This is a genomic window from Solimonas sp. K1W22B-7, from assembly GCF_003428335.1.
In the GTDB taxonomy this organism is placed as follows: domain Bacteria; phylum Pseudomonadota; class Gammaproteobacteria; order Nevskiales; family Nevskiaceae; genus Solimonas_A.
This window is the reverse complement of record NZ_CP031704.1, coordinates 3,441,277-3,463,316: the sequence shown is the minus strand read 5'-3', so window position 1 is coordinate 3,463,316 and position 22,040 is coordinate 3,441,277. Positions and strand designations below refer to the sequence as shown.

The 22,040-nt window shown below is 66.8% G+C and carries 17 protein-coding genes and 1 tRNA gene; 12 read left to right on the top strand and 6 right to left on the bottom strand.

Going from position 1 to position 22,040, the window contains the following annotated elements; translation table 11 throughout:
• Positions 1-3 precede the first annotated feature (3 nt).
• The 9 genes from D0B54_RS15535 (at position 4) to D0B54_RS15495 (ending at position 9,783) form a co-directional block, all read left to right on the top strand.
• Entirely contained in the window at positions 4-843 is an 840-nt protein-coding gene (locus D0B54_RS15535) for an SDR family NAD(P)-dependent oxidoreductase (protein ID WP_117292191.1), read from the top strand.
• A gap of 204 nt (positions 844-1,047) precedes the next feature.
• Positions 1,048-2,835 carry an acyl-CoA dehydrogenase gene (locus tag D0B54_RS15530; protein WP_117295287.1) on the top strand — a complete coding sequence of 596 codons (1,788 nt, stop codon included), beginning with the start codon at positions 1,048-1,050 and terminating at the stop codon, positions 2,833-2,835.
• 9 nt (positions 2,836-2,844) lie between these two features.
• A complete protein-coding gene (locus tag D0B54_RS15525; protein WP_117292190.1) occupies positions 2,845-3,786 on the top strand; it encodes an MBL fold metallo-hydrolase in 942 nt (313 codons plus the stop codon).
• Positions 3,787-3,967: 181 nt separating this feature from the next.
• Positions 3,968-4,837, top strand: a complete 870-nt coding sequence (locus tag D0B54_RS15520; RefSeq protein WP_117292189.1) for a M24 family metallopeptidase — start codon at positions 3,968-3,970, stop codon at positions 4,835-4,837.
• Positions 4,838-4,868: 31 nt separating this feature from the next.
• Entirely contained in the window at positions 4,869-6,623 is a 1,755-nt protein-coding gene (locus D0B54_RS15515) for an SDR family oxidoreductase (RefSeq protein ID WP_117292188.1), read from the top strand.
• A 29-nt stretch (positions 6,624-6,652) separates the two neighbouring features.
• Positions 6,653-7,606 (top strand): metal-dependent hydrolase, encoded by a 954-nt coding sequence (locus D0B54_RS15510; protein WP_117292187.1) that lies wholly within the window; start codon positions 6,653-6,655, stop codon positions 7,604-7,606.
• 53 nt (positions 7,607-7,659) lie between these two features.
• Positions 7,660-7,989: a hypothetical protein gene (locus D0B54_RS15505; protein ID WP_117292186.1), complete on the top strand. Its 330-nt coding sequence runs from the start codon at positions 7,660-7,662 to the stop codon at positions 7,987-7,989.
• 91 nt (positions 7,990-8,080) lie between these two features.
• On the top strand, positions 8,081-9,019 hold the full coding sequence (locus tag D0B54_RS15500; RefSeq protein ID WP_117292185.1) for an ABC transporter ATP-binding protein: 939 nt from the start codon (positions 8,081-8,083) through the stop codon (positions 9,017-9,019).
• Complete coding sequence (locus tag D0B54_RS15495; RefSeq protein ID WP_117292184.1) at positions 9,016-9,783, top strand: ABC transporter permease; 768 nt, start codon at positions 9,016-9,018, stop codon at positions 9,781-9,783. Before D0B54_RS15500 ends, D0B54_RS15495 begins: the two co-directional genes overlap by 4 nt.
• A 24-nt stretch (positions 9,784-9,807) precedes the next feature.
• On the opposite strand, the gene D0B54_RS15490 is transcribed toward D0B54_RS15495, so the two are convergent.
• Entirely contained in the window at positions 9,808-10,893 is a 1,086-nt protein-coding gene (locus D0B54_RS15490; protein WP_205527140.1) for a DUF6670 family protein, read from the bottom strand.
• A 135-nt stretch (positions 10,894-11,028) separates the two neighbouring features.
• Positions 11,029-11,658, bottom strand: coding sequence for a TetR/AcrR family transcriptional regulator (locus tag D0B54_RS15485; RefSeq protein ID WP_162932461.1), 630 nt, complete (start codon positions 11,656-11,658; stop codon positions 11,029-11,031).
• Between the two features lie 157 nt (positions 11,659-11,815).
• Between D0B54_RS15485 and D0B54_RS15480 the strand changes: the two genes are divergently transcribed.
• Positions 11,816-13,750: a linalool dehydratase/isomerase domain-containing protein gene (locus D0B54_RS15480; protein ID WP_117292181.1), complete on the top strand. Its 1,935-nt coding sequence runs from the start codon at positions 11,816-11,818 to the stop codon at positions 13,748-13,750.
• A gap of 17 nt (positions 13,751-13,767) precedes the next feature.
• Positions 13,768-14,322, top strand: a complete 555-nt coding sequence (locus D0B54_RS15475; protein WP_162932460.1) for a hypothetical protein — start codon at positions 13,768-13,770, stop codon at positions 14,320-14,322.
• Positions 14,323-14,419: 97 nt separating this feature from the next.
• Here the strand turns inward: D0B54_RS15475 and roxB are convergent, their stop codons facing one another.
• Complete coding sequence (gene roxB / locus D0B54_RS15470; protein WP_117292179.1) at positions 14,420-16,828, bottom strand: rubber dioxygenase RoxB; 2,409 nt, start codon at positions 16,826-16,828, stop codon at positions 14,420-14,422.
• A 411-nt stretch (positions 16,829-17,239) separates the two neighbouring features.
• Between roxB and D0B54_RS15465 the strand changes: the two genes are divergently transcribed.
• Entirely contained in the window at positions 17,240-18,559 is a 1,320-nt protein-coding gene (locus D0B54_RS15465) for a hypothetical protein (RefSeq protein ID WP_162932459.1), read from the top strand.
• Positions 18,560-18,725: 166 nt separating this feature from the next.
• On the opposite strand, the gene D0B54_RS15460 is transcribed toward D0B54_RS15465, so the two are convergent.
• The 3 genes from D0B54_RS15460 to uvrB form a co-directional block, all read right to left on the bottom strand.
• Positions 18,726-18,802 (bottom strand) — tRNA-Val (locus tag D0B54_RS15460).
• Between the two features lie 163 nt (positions 18,803-18,965).
• Positions 18,966-19,847, bottom strand: a complete 882-nt coding sequence (locus D0B54_RS15455; protein WP_205527139.1) for a DUF2167 domain-containing protein — start codon at positions 19,845-19,847, stop codon at positions 18,966-18,968.
• A 111-nt stretch (positions 19,848-19,958) separates the two neighbouring features.
• Positions 19,959-22,022, bottom strand: coding sequence for an excinuclease ABC subunit UvrB (gene uvrB / locus D0B54_RS15450; RefSeq protein WP_117292177.1), 2,064 nt, complete (start codon positions 22,020-22,022; stop codon positions 19,959-19,961).
• Positions 22,023-22,040 lie beyond the last annotated feature (18 nt).

The window sequence follows — 22,040 nt, the reverse complement described above, 5'->3', positions numbered from 1 at the left end:
TTCATGAAGTCGTTCAAGAACAAGGTAGCCGCGATTACCGGTGCCGCATCGGGCATGGGTCGCGAACTGGCCGTGGAACTGGCCAAGGCCGGCTGCAGCGTCGCGCTCAGCGACGTCAACGAGGCCGGACTGGCCGAGACCGCCGCGCTGGCGCGCGCCTTCGGCGTCAAGGTCACCTCGCAGAAGCTCGACGTGGCCAAGCGCGAAGCGGTTTATGCCTGGGCCGACCAGGTGGTGGCCGACCACGGCAAGGTCAACCTGATCTTCAACAACGCCGGTGTCGCCCTGGGCAGCACGATCGACGGCATGAGCTATGAGGATTTCGAATGGCTCATGGGTATCAACTTCTGGGGCGTGGTCTACGGCACCAAGGCCTTCCTGCCGCACCTGAAGGCCTCGGGTGACGGTCACATCATCAACACCTCCAGCATCTTCGGCCTGGCCGGCATTCCGTCGCAGTCGGCCTACAACGCCGCCAAGTTCGCGGTGCGCGGCTTCACCGAATCGCTGCGCCAGGAGCTGGACATCGCCCGCAGCGGCGTGTCGGCCACCAGCGTGCACCCGGGCGGCATCAAGACCAACATCGCCGCCGCGGCGCGCTTCTCAGACAACATGCAGGACTTCACCGGCAAGGAGGCCAAGCAGGCCAAGGCCAACTTCGAGAAGCTGTTCATCACCACGGCGAACTCCGCGGCCAAGACCATCCTCAAGGCCGTGCAGAAGGACAGCCGCCGCGTGCTGGTCGGCCCCGATGCCGTGGCCTTCGATGCGATGGTGCGCATGCTGCCCACCGGCTACCAGAAGCTGGTGGCCTGGGGCACGCGCCGGCAAATGGCGGGCTGAAGAGAAACGAAAAGACTTGCCACGGATTACGCGGATTACACGGATAAAAAGATGATGTATCCGCGTTCATCCGCGTAATCCGCGGCAAAGGAGCTGTTGGTGGTGGACGTGCAAGCTGTCCACCCGCGATCATGAAGGCGGCGGGCCATGGTCCTGCCGCCTTTTTGCTGCCTGCGAGCCGGAGGAGAGAACGTGCCGCACCTGATGAACCGCCGTGACCTGGATTTCATGCTCTACGAGTTGCTGGACATCGGCCGGCTGACGCAGGCACCGCGCTTCGCCATGCACGACCGTGCCGGCTTCGATGGCGTGCTCGACGCGGCGCTGAAGCTGGCCGAGCAGAAGTTCCAGCCGCATGCCGCCAAGCTCGACGCCAACGAGCCGCATTTCGATGGCGAGCACGTCCACATCATTCCCGAGGTGCGCGAGGCGCTGGACGCCTACATTGAGGGCGGCTGGATGTCGGCGGCCTTCGACGAAAGCCATGGCGGCATGCAGCTGCCCTACGCGGTGGTGTCCGCCGCCAACGGCATGTTCGTGGCCGCCAACTCCGGTACCGCGGGCTATCCCTTCCTCACGGCGGCGGCGGCCAACCTGCTGCGCGCGCACGGCACGCCGGAGCAGCAGCGGCGCTACATGCAGCCGATGCTGGAAGGCCGCTGGTTCGGCACCATGTGCCTGTCCGAGCCGCAGGCCGGCTCGTCGCTCGGCGACATCCGCACGCGCGCCGTTCCCCAGCCCGATGGCAGCTACCACCTCGTCGGCAACAAGATGTGGATCTCCGGCGGCGAGCACGACCTGTCGGAGAACATCGTGCACCTGGTGCTGGCGCGCATCGACGGGGCGCCGCCGGGCGTGAAGGGCATCTCGCTGTTCATCGTGCCCAAGTTCCGCGTGCGGGACGACGAAAGCCTGGGCGCGCGCAACGGCGTGCGCCTGGCCGGCCTCAATCACAAGATGGGCTACCGCGGCACGGTCAACACCGCGCTCAACTTCGGCGAGACCACGCCGGCCGTGGGACACATCGTCGGCAGCCCGGGGCAGGGCCTGGCCTGCATGTTCCACATGATGAACGAGGCGCGCATCGGCGTCGGCATGGGCGCGGTGATGATGGGCTACGCCGGTTACCTGTTCTCGCTGGACTACGCGCGCAACCGCCCGCAGGGCCGCCCGGCCTCGGCCAAGGACCCGGCGAGCAAGCCGGTGATGATCATCGAGCACAGCGACGTGCGCCGCATGCTGCTGCAGCAGAAATCCTACGTCGAGGGAGGCCTGGCACTGTGCCTCTACTGCGCGAAGCTGGTGGACGAGCAGTCGGTGGAGCAGGACCCGAAGCGTCGCGAGGAGCTGCACCTGCTGCTGGAAATCCTCACGCCCATGGCCAAGGCCTGGCCCAGCGATTTCTGCCTGGAGGCCAACAAGCTGGCCATCCAGGTGCTGGGCGGCTACGGCTATACCCGCGACTACCCGGTGGAGCGCTACTACCGCGACAACCGCCTCAACCCGATCCACGAAGGCACCAACGGCATCCAGGCGCTGGACCTGCTGGGCCGCAAGGTGACCATGCACAACGGTGCCGCGCTGCGCCTGCTGCTGGGACGCATCGGCGATACCGTGAAGGCCACGGCCGGGGTGCCGGAGCTGGCGGAGTATGCGCAGGCGCTGAAGCAGGCCGCCGATACCGCCGCGCAGCTGACGATGACGCTGGGGCAGGCGGCCATGCAGGGCAAGGTCGACCTGTTCCTGGCCAATGCGCACCTGTACCTGGAGATGATGGGCCACACCGTGATCGCCTGGCTGTGGCTGCAGCAGGCGGACAAGGCCCGGTCCGCACAGGCCACGGCCGGCGCGGCCGACCGCGCTTTCTACGAGGGCAAGCTGAGCGCCTGCCGCTATTTCTTCCGCTACGAGCTGCCCAAGGCCGCGCGGCAGGCGGAATTGCTGGCAAAGCTCGACGATACCTGCCTCAATATGGCCCTGGAGAGCTTCTAGGCGGGGTATATGAAGAAGGGAAGGGTGTTGGGCGGGCTGGGAGCCCTGGCGGTGGCATTGCTGGCGCTGGGCCTGAGCTTCCGTGCTGCGACGCTGGACACGGCGGGCGGCGAGCCGGGGCCGAAGCTGCCCACGCCGATGCGCACCGAGGGCGTCAGCCTGCATGCGATCAAGGCCGGCCGCATGGGCTCCACCGCGGCCATGGCCTATCGCGGCGGCGGCTTCGCCGATGCGCGGGTCTTCGGCATGGGGGCGATCCTGGTCCACCATCCGCTGGGCTGCCTGATCTTCGACACCGGCTTCGGCAAGGACGTGGACCAGCACGTCAAGACCACCCCTCTGCTGATGCGCCTGACCTCCAGTTACGACAAGGAACCGACCGTCGCCGAGCAGGTGGCCGCCGCCGGCATCGGCAAGGACGACCTGCTGGGCATCGTGCTGACGCATGCGCATTGGGACCACGTCAGCGGCATCCCCGACCTGCCGGGCGTGCCGGTGCTGGTCAACCTGGAAGAGCTGCAGTACATCCGCGGCGGCGATGCCTCGACGAAACTCGCGCGCAGCTTCCACGACGTCTCCTACCGCCAGTACCGCTACAACGGTGGCCCCTACGCCGGCTTCGAGCGCAGCCTGGACCTGTTCAACGACGGCAGCGTCGTACTGGTGCCGGCCGGCGGTCACACGCCGGGCTCGGTGATCGCCTTCATCAACACCAGCGAGGGCGGGCGCTACGCGCTGGTGGGCGATCTGGTGTGGCAGAAGGAGGGCGTGGACCTGCCGGCCGAGCGGCCCTGGGTTTCGCGCATGCTGGTGGATGCCGACCCGGCTCGCGTGCGCCACCTGCTGGTGCAGTTGCACCGCCTGCAACAGACCAACCCGGAGCTGGTGATCGTGCCTGCGCATGATCGCCGTGTGTGGGACCGGCTGCCGCCCCTGACCTCGGTCAAGTAGTTTCCCAAGTCATTGTTTTCACTGACTCAGGCCGCCGTTCGGCGGCTGTGGATTGACGCGCTTCGCGCCTGGGCGCCCACTCGGCAATGGCCTGCTCGCCAGCCGGCCCCGGCTGGCGGGCAATGACATCTGGGGTGTAATGTGACACCGTTCGATGTCACATTCGTCTGGGAGAGGGACAATGAGCGAAGCATGGATTCCGTCGGCCGGGGAACTGGCCGGGTTCCGCCGGGCGCAGAAGCTGGCCTATGACTGCGCCGAGGCCATTTCCGCCGACATGAAGCCGGGCATGACCGAGCGCTACGTCGCCGGCCGGATGAAGGAATACCTGCTCGACCACGGTGCCGACGATTGTTTCCACGAGCCCTTCGCCTGGTTCGGCGACCGCACCGCCTTCCGTGGACTGATCGCGGTCAAGCAACTGGGCGGCTTCAATCCGGCGTTCTATCCCGGCCTGCGTCGCCTGGAAGAGAACATGCCCTTCATCCTCGACTGCGCGCCCACCGTGCAGGGCTGCACCGCCGACATCGGCTACTGCGGCGTGGTCGGCCACAACGCCATCCTCGATCGACTGATGGACGACCTGATCGAGTACCGCGCGCTGATCCTGGAAAAGGCCAAGGCGCGTCGGCCCTTGTCCGAGATCAGCCGCGCCGTGGATGCGCTCTGCGCGAAGCACGGCTACGACCCGCGCCACAAGGCCTATCCCTTCGAGACGCTGGCGCACCGCATCGAGAAGCTCAAGGACGATGGCAAGAAGAGCCACCTGAAGATCGCCAACTTCGGCGTGCGCAATGTCAGCGAACTGCTGCGCGACAGGATCCGCGGCGCGCGCGAGGGCTGGAATCCGATCTGGAACAGCAGCGAGGCCTCCAACCACGTGCCCACGCCGGGCCTCTGGGCGGTGGAGCCGCACCTGGGCTTCCGCGACGTCGGCGCCAAGTGGGAGGAACTGCTGGTGGTGACCGGGGACGACGCCTTCTGGCTCGACGACGATGTGCCGCATGTACGGCGCTGGATCGAGCGGGGGTTGTGGAAGCAGGCGGCGTAACAGAACTACAAAGATTTTCGAGGAGCAAGGTATGACACCCAGCCAGATCGTCGAGTCGGGCGGTATCGAACTCGCCGTGTACACCTGGGGCAAGCCCGGGAAGAAGAAGCCGACCATCGTGCTGGTGCACGGCTACCCCGACGCCGCCAGCGTCTGGAAGGCGACCGCCGAGATTCTCGCGGAGCGCTTCCACGTGGTGGCCTACGACGTGCGTGGCGCCGGCCGGTCCAGCACACCGGATCACACCGCGGCCTATGATCTGGAGCATCTGGTCGCCGACCTCGCGGCCGTGGTCGATGCCACCAGCCCGGACAAGCCGGTGCACCTGGTCTGCCACGACTGGGGTTCGATCCAGTGCTGGGAGGCGGTGACCACCGAACTCATGGAAGGCCGCATCGCTTCCTATACCTCGATCTCGGGCCCGAGCATCGACCACGCCAGCTACTGGATCATGAACCGCCTGCGCAGCGGTTCGCCGGAGAAGATCGCCCAGGTCGGCCGGCAGCTGGCGCACAGCTGGTACATCGGCATGTTCCAGCTGCCGGCGCTGGCGCCGGCGCTGTGGCGCGGCGGCCTGGACAAGCTCTGGCCGACCCTGCTGGAGAAGGTGGAGGGCATCGCCGAGGTCGAGGCCAGCGCGACGCAGACCCGTGACGGCGCCAATGGCGTGAACCTGTACCGGGCCAACTTCGTCAAGCGCCTGCTCAATCCGCAGGAGCGCCGTACCGAGCTGCCGGTGCAGCTGATCGTGCCGCGCGGCGACAAGTTCATGGTGCAGGAAATCTGGGACGACCTGCCGCAGTGGGTCCCCAACCTGTGGCGCCGCGAGGTCGATGCCGGCCACTGGCTGCAGGTCAGCCATCCGGCGCTGGTGGCGGCGCAGGCGGCCGAGTTCGTCGACTTCGTCGAGAGCGGCAACGAGACGCCCGCACTCAAGCGCGCCCGCGTGCGCGAGGAGCGGCGCGGCAAGGCGCACAGCGGCAAGCTGGTGGTGATCACCGGCGCCGGGTCCGGCTTCGGCCGCGAGACCGCGCTGCTGTTCGCAGAGGCCGGTGCCGACGTCATCGCGGTGGACATCAACCTGGAAGCCGCCGAGCGCACCGCCGAACTGTCGCGGCTGCTCGGCGCCCAGGCCTGGGCCCGCAAGACCGACGTCGGCAGCACCGCCGAGATGCAGGCGCTGGCCGACTGGGTCGCCCAGGAACTGGGCGCGCCGGACATCGTCGTCAACAATGCCGGCGTCGGCGTGGCCGGGTCCTTCTTCGACACCAGCGATGCCGACTGGGAGAAGGTGCTGCGCGTCAATCTCTGGGGTGTGATCCACGGTTCGCGCCTGTTCGGCAAGCAGATGATCGCCGCCGGCAAGGCTGGCCACATCGTCAACGTCGCCTCCATGGGCGGCTTCACGCCCTCGCGCTTCATGTCGGCCTACAACACCAGCAAGGCCGCGGTGATGATGCTCAGCGACTGCATTCGCGCCGAGCTGGCCGACCGCAAGATCGAGGTCAGCACCATCTGCCCGGGCCTGTCGATCACCAACATCACGCAGAGCACGCGCTTCGTCGGCAGCACGCCGGAAGAGGAGGCGCGCCGCCAGCAGAAGGCGACCCAGCTCTACCAGAAGCGCAACCTCAAGCCGCAGGCCATTGCCCGCGCGATCCTCGACGCGGTGGAGAACAAGCGTGCCGAGGTGCCCGTGGGTGTCGAGGCCCATGGTTCGCGCCTGCTGTCGCGTTTCTTCCCGGCGCTGTCGCGCCGTCTCGCGCGCCTCGACGTCGCGCCCTGAATACCCATTAGCCACAGGAGTTCTTCCCCATGGCCGTTACCGAAATCACCGCCCAGCTGGGCCGATCCGACAAGCCGGCGAAGTCCGCGTCCAACACGCAGGGGCGCCTGGTGCCGCGCAAGGTGCAGTTCGACTGGTCTGAGACCCCGCTGGACTGGATTCCCGGGCATCCCTTCGCCAGCGCCTTCATCAACGAGATCAACCTGATCCTGCCGGCCGGCGAGTTCTGGTTCTGCCGGCTCTACAACAAGGCATTGCCCTACGTCACCGACCCCAAGCTGCGCGACGACATCCAGATGTTCATGCGCCAGGAGGCGATGCACGCGCGTGCGCATGCCGGCGCCATCGAGGGCTACCTCAAGCAGCATGGCATCGAAACCGAGCGCAACACGCGCATCATGGACTACCTGTTCGAGACGATGCTGGCCGACCAGCCCTTCGGCCGCAAGCTGCCGAAGCTGCTCGAAAAGCAGTGGCTGCTGTTCCGGCTCGGCATCATCGCCGCGATCGAGCACATGACCTGCGTGCTCGGAAAGTACGCGCTGGAGAACAAGCATTGGGATGAGGTGGGCGCCGATCCGGTGCTGCTGGACCTGGTGCGCTGGCACGGTGCCGAGGAAGTGGAACACCGCAGTGTCGCTTTCGATCTCTACCAGCACCTGGGCGGCAACTATCCCTCGCGCTACTACCTGGCCTGCATCGCCACGCCGGCGGTGTTCGGCATCTGGGTCGACGGCGCGGCCAACATCCTCAAGCAGGATCCGCGCTTCGCCGCCAAGAAGCCCTCGGTGTGGCGGCCCTGGATCTGGCTGGAATGGGCGCGCACGGCCAGGACCGGGCAACTGCCGAGCCCGCTGTGGCTGATCTTCCTCAAGCAGCTGCCGTTCTTCAGCCCCTGGTACGACCCGGTGAAGGAAGCTTCGACCGAGCAGGCGCTGGCTTACCTGAATTCCTCGCCGGCGGCGGCGCGCGTCGCCGCCTGAGTGTCGGAGTAAACTCCTCCCGGGCGGCATGGACCCTGCCCGGGAGGATTTTCATGAAGAAGCAATGGATTGCGCTGCTGGCGCTGGGCTGGAGCCTGGCCGCCGTCGCCGCGCCGCTGGTGACGGACAAGCCGGTGCCCTGGAACGGCGGCACGGTGAAGCTCGGCGACGCCGAGGCCCGGGTGCGCGAGGTGGCGGGCAAATATCCCGATCGCGTGGTGCCGCTCAATCCCACCGAAAGCCTGCCGATCGGCGAGCAGTGGATGTTCATCGGCAGCCAGCAGAAGAAGACCCTGTGGGTGGAGCTGATCCGCGGCCGCGTCACGCGGATGTGGACCGAGCCGCTGGATTCGAAGAACAACGGCAAGGCGGATTTGAAGTAGCGTTCCGGGATTCCAGCTACTTGCCCGCGACAGGGTGGGGTAGGGCACCACCGTCTCGGATCGTCCGAAAAACTCTGCTAAGGTCGCGCCCATGTCCGCGATCCTCTCGATTAAGGGCCTGACCAAGACTTACGCGTCGGGCCTGCAAGCACTCAAAAGCGTCGATCTTGAAATCCGCAAGGGCGAGATCTTCGCCCTGCTGGGTCCCAACGGGGCCGGCAAGACCACGCTGATCAGCATCATCTGCGGCATCGTCACCGCCAGCTCCGGCAGCGTGGTGGCCGACGGCCACGACATCCGCCGCGACTACCGCGACGCGCGCATGAAGATCGGCCTGGTGCCGCAGGAACTCACCACCGACACCTTCGAGACCGTGTGGGCCACGGTGACCCTGAGCCGCGGCCTGTTCGGGCGGGCGCCGAACCCGGCCTTCATCGAGAAGGTGTTGCGCGACCTGTCGCTGTGGGACAAGCGCAACGACAAGATCATGACCCTGTCCGGCGGCATGAAGCGCCGCGTGATGATCGCCAAGGCGCTGTCGCACGAGCCGACCATCCTGTTCCTGGACGAGCCCACTGCCGGTGTCGACGTGGAGCTGCGCCGCGACATGTGGGAGCTGGTGCGGGAGCTGCGCAAGAACGGCGTGACGGTGATCCTGACCACGCACTACATCGACGAGGCCGAGGAAATGGCCGACCGCGTCGGCGTGATCCGCAAGGGCGAGCTGATCCTGGTGGAGGACAAGGCGAAGCTGATGCAGAAGCTGGGACGCAAGCAACTGACGCTGCAGCTGCAGGAGCCGATGGCGCAGATTCCGGAGGGCCTGTCGGCCTGGAACCTGGCGCTGAAGGACAGCGGCCACGTGCTGGAGTACAGCTTCGACGTCCATCAGGACCATTCCGACATTCCTGCGCTGCTGCGCCGCCTGGGAGAACTGGGCGTCGGCTTCAAGGACCTCAACACCGCCCAGAGCTCGCTGGAGGACATCTTCGTCAGCCTGGTCAGCACCCGCACGGAGTCCGCGTCATGAGGTTCAACCGCTACGGCGTCTGGGCGATCTACCGCTTCGAGCTGGCGCGCTTCGCGCGCACCCTGTGGCAGAGCCTGATCACGCCGGTGATCACCACCTCGCTATACTTCATCGTGTTCGGCGCCGCCATCGGCTCGCGCATGAGCGAGGTCAACGGCGTGCCCTACGGTGCCTTCATCGTGCCCGGCCTGGTGATGCTGTCGCTGTTCACCGAGAGCATCTTCAACGCCTCCTTCGGCATCTACTTCCCGAAGTTCACCGGCACCATCTACGAGCTGCTGTCGGCACCGGTGTCGCCGGCGGAGATCGTGCTGGCCTATGTCGGCGCGGCGGCGACCAAGTCGATCCTGATCGGCAGCGTGATCATGATCACCGCCAATTTCTTCGTGCCGATCCAGATCCTGCATCCGTTCTGGATGCTGGCCTTCCTGCTGCTGACCGCCACCACCTTCAGCCTGTTCGGCTTCATCATCGGCGTCTGGGCCAAGGGCTTCGAGCAGCTGCAGGTGATCCCGATGCTGGTGGTGACGCCGCTGACCTTCCTGGGCGGCGCGTTCTACAGCATCGACATGCTGCCCGGTGCCTGGCGTACGTTCAGCCTGTTCAATCCGATCGTGTACCTGGTCAGTGGCTTCCGCTGGAGTTTCTACGGCACCTCCGACGTGCCTGTGGGCATCAGCCTGCTGGCGACGCTGGGCTTCTTCAGCTTCTGCCTGCTGGTGGTGGCGTGGATCTTCCGGACGGGGTATCGGTTGAAGAACTGAGTTCGGTTGTCTGGATATCAGGTCCTAGCCGTCGGTCCGGTCGATGTACTCGACATACCCCCGCCCCGACACCGGCCGGCCCTCGTACTCGCCCGCATAGCGGTAGCCGCCGACATAGCCGCTGCCCAGGCCGTAGGTGAAGGGCGTATCGACCTCGCAGTCGATGCGCAGCCGCGGCACGCCGTCATCGCCCGACACATCCCAGGTGAACCGGCGGGGCAGGCGCATCCGCCGGCCATCCGGCGCGATGCCGGGCTCCTCGCGGTACTCCAGCACCTGCAGCGTCGCATCGTGGCGTACGCCATAGCCGTCCAGCGAGCGCACGTAGAGCCGGCTCACCGCGGTCGCGCCGCCCATGGTGACCCTGGTCAGCAGCAGCTGGGTATGCCGGTCCAGGTTGATGATCTGGTAGGTGAAGAAATCCAGTGGCAGCTTCAGCGCCGGTGCCAGCGGCTTGTCGCGCAGTTGGTAGGGGCTGAAGCAGGCGGCGTACTCGAAGGTGCAGAGGCCCGCCACCTCGCTGGTCTTGCCGCGCCAGCGCAGCTGGCCGCGATACTGCGACAGCAGGCTGAAGTGGTCGTAGACCGGCGTCTTCATGAACCAGGAGACCTTGTCGGTGTTGCGGATCTCCAGGTCCAGGCGGAAGCCGGCGTACTCGGCGCGCACGCGATACTCCGGGTAGCCGCCACCGATCTCCACCTCCTTGCCGAAGCGCACCAGGCTGCCGTCCTCGAGCATCTCGCAGTCGCGGTCGATAGAGTAGCTGCCGAAATGTGCGGGATGCGTCGCCGCCGTGCCGCTGACCACGGTGGCGTTGCGGCGCGGCGTGTCCTTCAGCGCATGGTCGTTGTCGAAGGCCAGGGCTCCCGGCGTGCCGACGATGCCCATGATCGAGAAGAAGCGGTGTGGCGCCGGCAGGTCCGGGATCATCACGCCGTAGTGCGTCCAGCCGTAGCGCTTCGAGCTCACATGCGGCGGCATGGCGTACCCGGCGGGGAAGGGCTGCCCTTCCTCGGCGCCGGTAGCATCCGCCAGCGGGTAGGCACGCTGCAGGAACAGCTCCCAGCCGCGGCGGCCCAGGCCGGAGCGCAGTTTTGCAAGGCGGGACATCATCGATAGCTCCCCGAAAAGACTGGTGGGGAGCATACGCCGCCGATCAGGACTTGTCGGTTACCGGGCTGACAGCATGGTCCGGCGCGGCAGCCGCAGTTCGAAGCGCGCGCGGGTGTCGAAGCGGCGTTCGGCTCAGCCCTTGCCGGGCGCGAACATCGCGGTCCAGGCGATGTGCGTCAGCGTCTCGGCCAGGCGTTCGCGCTGCGCCGGCTTGCGGCCCTTGAGCAGCTGGTGGCAGGCGCATTCCAGCATCCAGGTCAGCACGTCGGCCACCTCGGGCGTCGCGTCCGGGTGCGCCTTGCCGTTCTGCTGGATGCGGCGCAGCGAACGGCGGCTCTCCATCACCAGGCTGTCCATCATCTGGTGGAACAGCTGCGCCACTTCCGGGTCATAGGCGGCGGTTTCCACCACCGCCGTCATCACCGCGTGGTGGCGCTCGTAGACCTCGACGATGCTGCGGATTGCCGTATGCAGGTCCTCGCGCCGCGTCAGCTCCGGCTGCGCGAACCAGGTACCCGCCGCCGTGCTCATCTCCCGCGTGATCTCCTGCAACAGGCGATGCACCAGCTGCCCCTTGTCGCTGAAGTGCAGGTAGAAGGTCGAGCGCGCGATACCGGCTTCCCTCGCCAGCTGTTCCACGCTCAGTGCGGTGAAGCTCTGGCCCCCCGCGATCAGCCGCTCCATCGCTCCCACCAGCGCCTCCACGACACCCGCCTGGGTCTCGCTGCTGCGTGCGCGGGCGCGGCGGGTAATCGATGGCATGCCAGGAACTCCGGTTGGGGCGGCCGGGATTCTCGCATGGCCCGCTGCAAGGGTGTAGACACTATGAATAGACATAGTGTCCATTCTATGCCAGCATGACTCATCCGAAGCGGGGTGGCTGCCGCATGCGCCGCCCGGCGAACAGACGGAGGAGACCATGACCCAACCCTCGGCATCCCCGGCGCCGCTGGCGCTGATCCCGCCGCGCCCCGCGCTGGACGGGCCGCTCACCGCCGCCTTGCTGCGCCGCAGCCTCGTCGGCTACCTGCTGCTGGCGGCGGCGGGCCTGGTGCTGGCCTTGTCCGGTCTTCCCGCGCTGCAGGCTTTCGGCCTGGGCCTGGTCCTGCCGGGCGGCGGCTTCGCTGCCGGCTTCGTCTCGCCGCTGTCGGTGCTGGCGCAGGCCGGGCTGATCCTGCTGACCCTGCTGCTGTTCCTGCTGGCGCTGTTCGCCTGGTTCGGCAGCGGCAACATCCTGGCGCCGGTCGTCGTGTGGCTGGGCAGTGCCGCTGCCGCCGCCGCGCTGGCGCCGGCACAGCCCTGGGCCGGCGCGCCGCTGCTGCTGTTGGCCGTGCTTGGCGGCCTCGGTATCGGCGGCTGGCAGGGACGCCGCGCGCAGCTGGCGGAGCAGACCGCCAACCGCGAGCGTCGCAACACGCGGCTCGCCGCGCTGGCCACGCGCATCGAAACCGTGGACGCCCCCGCGCCGGTCGCCGAGTTGGGCGAGGACGCCCTGGGCTACCTGCGCTACGTGCTGGACCGCTCGCTGCAGCCGGTGGAGCGCTACGACGGCATCGATTGGGTCGACCAGTTCCAGTTCGGCGCACTGCGCTACGCGCTCTGCGGCATGGGCTATGTCCTGGGCGGCGTGCAGCATGGCAGCCTGCCGGCCTTCCGCGGCTACCTGACGCAGGCGCAGCGCAACCTGCACCAGAAGATGCTGGACCGGCGCAACTGGAAGTACTGGGTGCTGGAGAACGCCTGGGGCAATCTCAGCCTCGATCCGGACCCCATCGCCCGCGACAACATCATGTACTCCGGCTGGTTCGGCGCCATGCTGGGCGAATACATCGCCAACACCGGCGACCTTGCCTACGGCGAGCAGCCGCTGCTGTGGCAGCACCCTGACGGCCGCCAGTGGCGTTACAGCTTCCGTGATATCGCCGCGATCCTGCACCGCAACTTTCGCAGCAGCGACTTCACGCTGTTCCCCTGCGAGCCGAACTGGATCTACCCGATGTGCAACAACTTCGGGGCCGCCACGCTGGCGATCCACGACCGCGTCTACGGCACGCGCTGGTGGGCCGAGATCGAACCCGCGTACCGCCGGCACTTCGACAGCGAATTCGTCACCCTGGATGGCCGCGTGCTGGCGATCCGCTCCACGCGCACCGGCCTGACCATCGGGGCACTGACCTCGGTGATGGCCGACTGCGTCACCGCGCACTACCTGCATGGCCTGTTGCCGGACATCGCGCGCCGCTCCTGGGAGATCGCGCGCATGGACTTCATCCGCGTCGCCGGCCAGGACGTGGAGCTGGTGACGCGCGGCTGGGACGCGATGGACACCGGCAGCTACAAGCGCTCCATGATCACCACCTACGGCCAGGTCGGTGCCGCCGCCGCCGAGATGGGCGACGAGGAAGTGGCGCAGCTGCTGCGCGAGCGCGTGCGCCGCGAATTCCGCCATGTCCGCGAAGACGGCGTCACGCGACTGGAAGGCGTCTCCACGCAGGCCCATGCGGTACTGCTGGCGTTGTACGCCCAGGGGCGTGGCCGCAGCCGCAGCCTGATCACGCAGGGCGCTCCCGCCGCCACGCTGCAGGGTCCGCTGTTGCTGGAAGCGCCGTACCCCGAGGTGCTGGTGGCCTATGCCGACAGCGACGGCGCCGCGCTGGAGCTGGTGCTGCGTCCCGGCCGGGCCGCCGCACGTGGCCAGACGCAGACGCTGACACTGGGCCAGCTGCGCCCCGGCGCCGCCTATCGCTGCGAGGGCGCACTGCAGCCGCAGTTCCATGCGGACGGGCAGGGGCGCGCGACGCTGCAGGTCCGGCTCGAAGGCCGCCTGCAACTGCGTGTGACTCCGCAGGCCTGAGCATGTGCTGCGCGGCGATGCTGTTCCTGATCGGCCTGCTGCGCGAGGCGCTGCGGCCTCGGGGAGGCAGGCCTGCGGAATCGTCGTCGTTCCAGGCTCATGGGTCCGCGGCATTCCCGGCCCTGGCGCTTTCGGCCGCGCTGGGCACGGTGGCTTACGCCGCCTGCGTCGCCCTGCTGCTGCACGCCGGCTGGGCCTACCCGGTCGCCGGCGACCTGTCCTGTCTGGCGGACGCCGTCGCACCGTTGCCGTCGGACCCCGCCCTGGTGGCATCGCGCTGGGCCCTGCGCAATGCGCTGTTCGCCGCGCTGGCAGGCGGCTGTCTCGCCGCGGCGCTGGGCGCAGTGGCGACACGCGGCGGACCGGCAGGCGCTACCGGCATCGCCACCTGGGCGGGTCTCGGCTGGCTGCTGCCCAGCCTGGTCGATCACCAGTGGCTGGGTCTCTATGCCTTCATCCTCCCCGGCATGGCACCGCATCTGCTGATCCACGCCGTTGCCCTGTTGCCGCTATCGTGGGTGCTGGCGCGCCGCCTGCGCATTTCCCCTGCTGCAGCACAAGTCATGTCATGAGTCCCCTGCATGCAGCTGAGACATCCGCAATTGGAGTGTGGCGCCGAACGAACCGGTCGCCAGCAAGCTGGCTCCTACCATTCGAAGTCCGTGAAACTCACAAGGTCTTCATGTACTCGATCAGCGCCCGCCGCTCCTGGTCCGTCAGCACCGCCGTGAAGTCGTGCCCCTCGTTGCCCTGGCTGTACAGGTGCGTGTTGTAGATCTTGCGATCCTCCGCGGCCTGCGTGCCCAACTGCAGGAACACCGGCAGGTTGCCGAGGTTCCAGGCGGCGATGACGTTGCCGTAGAGCAGGGCCAGGATGCGCTGCAGTGCCGGGTCCTCGTCGCTGCCCGGTGTGCAGTCCAGGAAGGGCAGGGTGCCGGCACCGCAGGGCAGGGCGTCGTACTTCCAGCCCAGCCTGTCCGGCGCATAGGCGCGCGCGATGCTGATGTCGTAGCCCATCACCACCTTGCCTTCCTGGTCCTGGCGCGCCGGCGTGGAGACGCGGCGCCAGATCTTCGGCCGCTCGGCGGGCTTGAGCAGCGACCAGGCATCCGGCACCGAGCCGTTGTGCAGGTAGGGCGCCGTGGCCCAGACGCCGTAGAGCGGCGGTGCGAGATAGCCCGGCGGTCGGTCGCCGGCGACGTCGCTGCGGTTGGGCGAGCTGCAGTCGTTCTCCGTGCCCACCGTCTCGGGGTAGCCGAGGAAACTGCTGGTGCCGTACTGGTTCACCGCCTCGTTGTTGGTGTCCACGCGCGCCGGGTCGGTGCGGATCACGTTCTTGGCGACGATGTAGGAGGCCAGGCCTTCCATCGCGGGATCGGCGAGGTAGGCCGGGTTGTGCGCGAAGCGCGGCGAGTACGCGCCATGGCAGCTGGCGCAGGAGCCGTTGCCGCCAGCCGGGCGCGGCGCCGGGTTTTCCAGGCCTGCGCCCCAGAGGTCCTTGCTGTGGAACAGGATCGCGCCCTGCTCGGCCAGCTTCGTATCCACCGGCAGGGGATAGGCCGGCGACTTCAGCGAGATGATCCACTTGTCCGCGTCCTGGGCATGCGCGCGCACCCAGTTCTCGCCGGGCGTGAAGCCCAGCACGCCGTCGAAGGGCGTGTAGAAGATCAGGTCCACGCGGCTGGCGTCGGCGGCGTAGAAGCCGTCCTGGAACTTCAGCGGGCGGTGGCCCATGTTCCACCAGGCCGGCGTATCGCCCGAGGCAGTCGAACCTGACGTGAGCACGCCCAGCGCGTACGGGTCCAGGCGGATGCCGCTGTCCTGGTTGGCCAGGTAGAAGATGTTGACGTCGCTGGCGTTGTTGGTGCCGCGGCTGGTGCCGAACAGCGCGAACACGAGGCCCGGCGACAGGCTGCTGAGGCCCACCTCGCGCGACATCAGCGCGATGTCGCCCAGGCTGTTGCCGCTGCCATAGAGCGCCCCGAGGCCCGCTCCCTCCGAGGGCAGGCCGGCCGCGCCGCTGTGGCAGGCATGGCAGGTGAAACCCAGCCGCCCGGTCCAACTGCCATCCCCGGTATCGCGCAGCTGCGTCATGAAGATCGGCAGCTGTCCGCTGCCACCGTTCAGCAGCGGGTCGTTGGGATCTTCGCCCGGCAGCGGGTAGGGGTTGCGCACGCTGCCCATGGGCTGGCCGTAACGCTGCGACACCAGTTCGTCGAAGTTGTCCGGCCGTTCCTCGAGGCCCCATTGCCGCCAGAGCCTGTTGTAGCTGTCGGGTGAAATCGGCAGCAGGCCATCATCGGCATCGCCCGCGAAGAAGCTGCCCGAACCGGGAGCGCCATTGCCGCGCATCAAGCGGTCGCCGCGCGCATAGGCCTCGCGCAGTTCGCCGCAGCTCTCCGGCTGCGGCTGTTCGCCGACCCGCGCGGGATCGGTGTGGCAGTCCTTCCAGAAGGCGTTGAAATACACCGCCTTGCCGTCGCTGGCGCCCGGCTGCACCAGCGAGCGCGGGTCGGCGGGCAGTTGGGCCGCATCGGGCTTGCCCTGGCAGTAGTCGAACCAGGCATGGCCGCCGCGCATGCTGCCCAGCAGCGGCAGTTCGTTGATCACCCCGCCGCCGATGGTCCCCAGCAGCGCGGCGCAGCCGGAGGCGTTCTCGAAGCATTTGAGCAGCACGTCCATCGCCTTGTAGGCGTCGCTGCCCACCGGCCAGGGCGCGCCGCCGCTATGCGGCGTTTCCTGGCCGGAGGACATCAGCAGGATGCGCGAGGTCGGGTTGTTGCGGCCCAGCCGCTCCCAGCTGGCGCGCAGCTTGGCCAGGTCCTGCGACTTGTCGGTGGGGTGCAGCATGAAGTCCTGCCCGTCCTCCACATCGGCCACGCCGCCGTCGATGTGGCAGCTGCGGCAGAAATCCAGGCGCGGCTGCACCTGGCCGGTGAAGAGTTCCTCCATGCTGCGCGGCGACGTCCCGCCGCCACCTCCACCAGCAGGCGCGTCGCTGCGCCCGCTGTACTCGCCGCAAGCCGCCAGCAGCAGCGCCAGCGCCAGGACGCATTGCGCCCGCTTCGCAGAAATCACGGTCTCTCCTCCGTGTGCCACTGCGTCAGTGGATGGCTCCATTCCATGCCAGAAGATGACTTAAGTCAACGATAGGGGGCGATGGGCGGGCGGGATTGGACCGTCGGTCGCAGGAGCATCTTTTCTGGGAGCGACGCCAGTCGCGATCTTCCGGATCGACATGAACGCCCAACCCATCGCGACTCGCGTCGCTCCCACTCCGCGGGCTCCCTGGAGGGCAGGGACGGCGGAATTGAGCGCCCGCAGGGCAGCCCCTCGCCTTGGCGGAGTGCAGGCACAGGGATGTGCCTGCACTCCGGGCCGGAAATGCTTAAGATTCCTTCGTGGTCGACTCGCCCTGCCGACGAGGCCCGAACTGCGCTCATTGCACCATCAGGGAAGTCCTCACAAGTGTTGCTTAGCGTTTCCTCCGTGAATGAGAGTGCCGGGAAGACCGTCAAATTGAGCTGGCAGTCGATCGTCGGAATCTTGCTGCTGGTCGCCACGGTCGCGCTGATTGCAAGGGAGCAGTTCGAGACTTTGGAGCAACTGGACGGCGGTCTTTCCACCACTGCCGATCCATGGACTGAGGCGGATACGATTCGCGCGGCCGACGGCTATGCGCAGCAGGGCCTGTTCTCGAACTGGGGGCTTCCGGACCTGTGCTTCGGAGACCAGTTTTCCGAGTACGGCACGAAGGCGATGCTTCGCAAGGGGCAAGGCGCCCAGAGTTGGCTTGCGGCAGCAGCGGTCGGCAGGGAAATCAGCGATCCCATCAGCGCCGACCGATTCGTATACACGCACTATCCTGCCGGCCCTCACCTTATCGCAGGTGCAGTGGCAAAGACCTTCGGATCAGGTCGAATCACTCTGTATCGTGCCGCTCCGATCACAGCGGGGCTCATTGCTGTTGTGTATTTTTTCTTCGAGCTTGCGAAGTCGATGGGTCTTTTTCGGGCTGCTTTGGCGGGCATGGCCATGACGAGCATTCCGATGTTCACAAACATGATGCACGGGCTGTCGTATCAGGGTTACGCATTGGCGTTACTTCTGGTGCAGCTTGGCTTTTGCATGCGAATCGCGCGTCGCGGATGGAGCGGGACATCAATCAAGGTCTGGATGTTCCTGGTGGCTTTCTGTCAGGGAATGTTGGGATTCGACTACGCGTTCCTGGTCGTTCTGGCCCCGCTCGCGATGGCGCAGGCTCTTGGCAGCGGCCCTGCCTCAACGAAAAGCTTCCTGCAGGCCAGCGCGATATCGGCTGTCGGGTTCGGCATCGCGCACTGCTTGCACTTCCTGCAGGTGGCCGTGTACCTCGGAAGCTTCCGGCGTGCCGTCGAGGACTTTTCGGCGATCGCCAGCTACCGATCTGCCGGAAGCCACTATGACGGTGGCCTCTTGATCCCTTCGCGCTTCGACATCTGGTGGGGATACCTGACCGACTACTCCGCGATGCCCTTGCATTTCGGGGTCCCGGTCATCAGCATTCTTGCGGCCTCGTTCGCACTTCTGCTGGCAGTGAAGCTACTTCGCCTGTGCGACGTCCCCAGGTCTGCCCTTGTTGCCGTGCCCACGAGTGCGCTCATATGTTCTGCATGGGTGATCGTCATGCACCAGCATTCCGCGCAGCACTGGCATTTTATTCCCCGCCATTATTTCCTTGCGGTCTTCGTTGCGCTCCTCACTATCCTTCGCTTGGATCTGAGCGTCGCTTTCGCGCGCATGGCACGCGAGGTAGGCCGCGATCCGTAGGCCCTATCGGCCAGATTCCAGGGCGACCCCTCGCCTTGGCGAGGGGTCAGGCACAGGGATGTGCCTGACAGCCCCGACCCGCAGGGTCGGAGGTGAGAGTCCGTGCTTGGGGCGCCAGAACGAGAAAACCCCCGAACCGGTCGGGGGTTACTCGTACCAACAATGTTGGTAGGCGCGAGAGGACTCGAACCTCCGACCCCTACCATGTCAAGGTAGTGCTCTAACCAGCTGAGCTACGCGCCTATGGGTCTTACGAAGGGCGCGAAAGATACCTGTTTTGGCGTTGGCGGGCAACTTCCTGGCGCCTTTTTGCTCAATGTCCCGTGCTGCAGCCCCCGGGGGGCGGGCAGGAATGCCGGATCTGGCCCTCGCCCGGCTGTGGCGGGGCGGGGGCCGGCATGGGGCCTCAGGCCTGTCCGCCGCGTCCCGCTGCCTTCTTGAGCAGGGCGCCCAGGCCGAAGATGCCGATCAGGACCAGTTTCCAGGCCTTGGCCAGGAAGAGGCCGAGCATCGCCAGCAGGCCGAGCTTCTTGGCGGCGACGCCGCCCACCAGCGCGGCGATGCCGTATTCGGCCACCTTGTCGGTGGAGGCATTGAAGTCGCCGTAGGCCTTGCCGGGGTTGTACTGGATACCGGCGAGCAGTTGCTGGGCCAGGGGCTTCTCGGCGGCGATGGTCGCCGTCGAGGTCACCAGGTTGAGGTTGAGATAGCCCTCGCGGCCCAGCGCATAGGTGTTGTAGTTGATGCCCTGGGCGGCGGCGGGCGCGTCTCCGGCATCGCGGCTGGACAGCGACCAGACCAGCTGGTGCTTGCTGGCGTCGTAGTCCGGCATCTCCACCCAGCCGACGATCTCCATCTCCGACATGCCGCGTTCCTTGCGGATCTTGTTCTGCTCCGCGGTGCCGTCCTTGATGCTCTCCAGCATGTCGGAGACGTTCCAGTCCTTGGCTTCCTCGTCCTTGATGTAGCCGGAGGGGATGTAGTCGATCACGGCGAAGCCTTCGAGCTTCTGGGCCAGGATCATGCCGACCAGCTGGTCGTCGACGCCGTTGCCCATCGCGTCCAGGATTGCGCCGGCTTCCTTCTGCGGGATGAAGGCGAAGCCCTCCGGCAGGTCCAGGGTGGCCTGGTCGCGCAGGGTGATCTTGGCCGGCCCCTTCTGCATGACCGGCTGTGCGGCCTCGAAGGCGGCGGATACCGGGTCCGCGGCGGCGGATTCCTGGGCGAAAACACCGAAGCTGCTGAGGCCCAGCGCCAGCGCGCCGGCCACGACCATGGCCTTGAACATGAAAACTCCCTGATGGATGAAATGAGGGCCGCCCCCGCGGCCCGCATCCATCATGAAGCAGCACCCGCCGCCCCGGCTACCGCGTTCAGGGGACGGCCTGCCAAAAAAGTCTCAGTTGGGGTTGAGCAGTGCCTGCTCGCGCAGCTTGCGGATCTGGTCTCGCACTTTCGCCGCCGCCTCGAACTCCAGGTTCATGGCGTGCTGCTTCATCTCCTTCTCCAGCTTGGAGATGCGCTTGGCCATCTGCTCCGGCGGGATCGACTCGTACTTGGCCCGCGCCTCGGCCGCCTTGAGCGAGGGCACCAGGTCCTCGTAGCCGTAGCGCATGATGTCGGCGATGCGCTTCTGCACGCCCTTGGGCGTGATGCCGTGCTTCACGTTGTAGGCCACCTGCTTTTCGCGGCGGCGGTTGGTTTCGCCGATGGCGCGCTCCATCGAATTGGTCATGCGGTCGGCATAGAGGATCGCCCGGCCGTTGAGATTGCGCGCGGCGCGGCCGATGGTCTGGATCAGCGAGCGCTCGGAGCGCAGGAAGCCCTCCTTGTCGGCGTCCAGGATCGCCACCAGCGACACCTCCGGCAGGTCCAGGCCCTCGCGCAGCAGGTTGATGCCCACCAGCACGTCGAAGCTACCCAGGCGCAGGTCGCGGATGATCTCGGCGCGCTCCACCGTGTCCACGTCGGAGTGCAGGTAGCGCACCTTCACGCCGTGGTCGTGCAGGTACTCGGTCAGGTCCTCGGCCATGCGCTTGGTCAGCACCGTGACCAGCACGCGCTCCTGCACCTCCACGCGCAGGCGGATCTCGCCCAGCAGGTCGTCCACCTGTGTAGAGGCGGGACGGATCTCGGTGGGCGGGTCCACCAGGCCGGTGGGGCGCACCAGCTGCTCGGCCACCGCGCCGGTGGATTTCTCCAGCTCGTAGGGGCCGGGCGTGGCGGAGACGTAGATCGTCTGCGGCGCCAGGCGCTCGAATTCGTCGAAGCGCAGCGGCCGGTTATCCAGCGCCGAGGGCAGGCGGAAGCCGTACTCCACCAGCGTTTCCTTGCGCGAACGGTCGCCCTTGTACATGGCGCCCAGCTGCGGCACGGTGACGTGCGACTCGTCGATCACCACGATCGCGTCCGGCGGCAGATAGTCGAACAAACAGGGCGGCGCCTCACCCGGGCGGCGCCCGGAGAGATAGCGCGAGTAGTTCTCGATGCCGTTGCAGTAGCCGATCTCCTGGATCATCTCCAGGTCGAAGTTGGTGCGCTGCTCGATGCGCTGCAGCTCGATCAGCTTGTTGGCATGGCGCAGCACCTGCATGCGCCCATCCAGCTCCTGGCGGATCTGGTCCATCATCGCCAGGATCTTCTCGCGCGGCGTCACGTAGTGCGTCTTGGGGAAGATGGTGATGCGCGGCACCTTGGCCTTGGTCTCGCCGGTCAGCGGATCGAACAGCGAGATCGCCTCGATCTCGTCGTCAAACAGCTCCACGCGCACCGCTGCCTCGCTCTCTTCGGCGGGGTGGATGTCGATCACGTCGCCGCGCACGCGATAGGTGCCGCGCTCCAGCGCCATCTCGTTGCGCACGTACTGCATGGTGGTGAGCTGGTGGATCAGCTCGCGCTGCGGCAGCTTCTCGCCCTTGATCAGGTGCAGCGTCATCGAGAAGTAGCTCTCGGGATCGCCCAGGCCGTAGATCGCCGAGACCGAGGCGACGATGATCGAGTCCTTGCGCGTCATCAGCGCCTTGGTGGCGGACAGGCGCATCTGTTCGATGTGCTCGTTGATCGACGAATCCTTCTCGATGAAGGTGTCGGTGCTCGCGATATACGCTTCCGGCTGGTAGTAGTCGTAGTAGCTGACGAAGTACTCCACCGAATTGTCCGGGAAGAAGTCGCGGAACTCGCCATACAGCTGCGCCGCCAGCGTCTTGTTCGGCGCCAGGATCAGCGCCGGGCGTTGCAGCTGCTGGATCACGTTGGCGATGGTGAAGGTCTTGCCCGAGCCGGTCACGCCCAGCAGCGTCTGGTGTGCCAGGCCGTCGCCCAGGCCCTCTGCCAGCTGCGCGATGGCCGTCGGCTGGTCGCCGGAGGGCTTCCACTCCGCCTTCAGGTGAAAACGGTCGTCCGCGCGCCGCTTGAGACGCGCGTCCTTCAGGGATTCCAGGTTTTCGCGGGGGGCTTCTTTCATGCGCCTAGGATAACTGGG

Coding starts and splice junctions, on each gene's coding strand:
- D0B54_RS15535 (WP_117292191.1), top strand. CDS start 4: ATGAAGTCGTTCAAGAACAAGGTAGCCGCGATTACCGGTGCCGCATCG.
- D0B54_RS15530 (WP_117295287.1), top strand. CDS start 1,048: ATGAACCGCCGTGACCTGGATTTCATGCTCTACGAGTTGCTGGACATC.
- D0B54_RS15525 (WP_117292190.1), top strand. CDS start 2,845: ATGAAGAAGGGAAGGGTGTTGGGCGGGCTGGGAGCCCTGGCGGTGGCA.
- D0B54_RS15520 (WP_117292189.1), top strand. CDS start 3,968: ATGAGCGAAGCATGGATTCCGTCGGCCGGGGAACTGGCCGGGTTCCGC.
- D0B54_RS15515 (WP_117292188.1), top strand. CDS start 4,869: ATGACACCCAGCCAGATCGTCGAGTCGGGCGGTATCGAACTCGCCGTG.
- D0B54_RS15510 (WP_117292187.1), top strand. CDS start 6,653: ATGGCCGTTACCGAAATCACCGCCCAGCTGGGCCGATCCGACAAGCCG.
- D0B54_RS15505 (WP_117292186.1), top strand. CDS start 7,660: ATGAAGAAGCAATGGATTGCGCTGCTGGCGCTGGGCTGGAGCCTGGCC.
- D0B54_RS15500 (WP_117292185.1), top strand. CDS start 8,081: ATGTCCGCGATCCTCTCGATTAAGGGCCTGACCAAGACTTACGCGTCG.
- D0B54_RS15495 (WP_117292184.1), top strand. CDS start 9,016: ATGAGGTTCAACCGCTACGGCGTCTGGGCGATCTACCGCTTCGAGCTG.
- D0B54_RS15490 (WP_205527140.1), bottom strand. CDS start 10,893: ATGTCCCGCCTTGCAAAACTGCGCTCCGGCCTGGGCCGCCGCGGCTGG.
- D0B54_RS15485 (WP_162932461.1), bottom strand. CDS start 11,658: ATGCCATCGATTACCCGCCGCGCCCGCGCACGCAGCAGCGAGACCCAG.
- D0B54_RS15480 (WP_117292181.1), top strand. CDS start 11,816: ATGACCCAACCCTCGGCATCCCCGGCGCCGCTGGCGCTGATCCCGCCG.
- D0B54_RS15475 (WP_162932460.1), top strand. CDS start 13,768: ATGCTGTTCCTGATCGGCCTGCTGCGCGAGGCGCTGCGGCCTCGGGGA.
- D0B54_RS15455 (WP_205527139.1), bottom strand. CDS start 19,847: ATGTTCAAGGCCATGGTCGTGGCCGGCGCGCTGGCGCTGGGCCTCAGC.
- uvrB (WP_117292177.1), bottom strand. CDS start 22,022: ATGAAAGAAGCCCCCCGCGAAAACCTGGAATCCCTGAAGGACGCGCGT.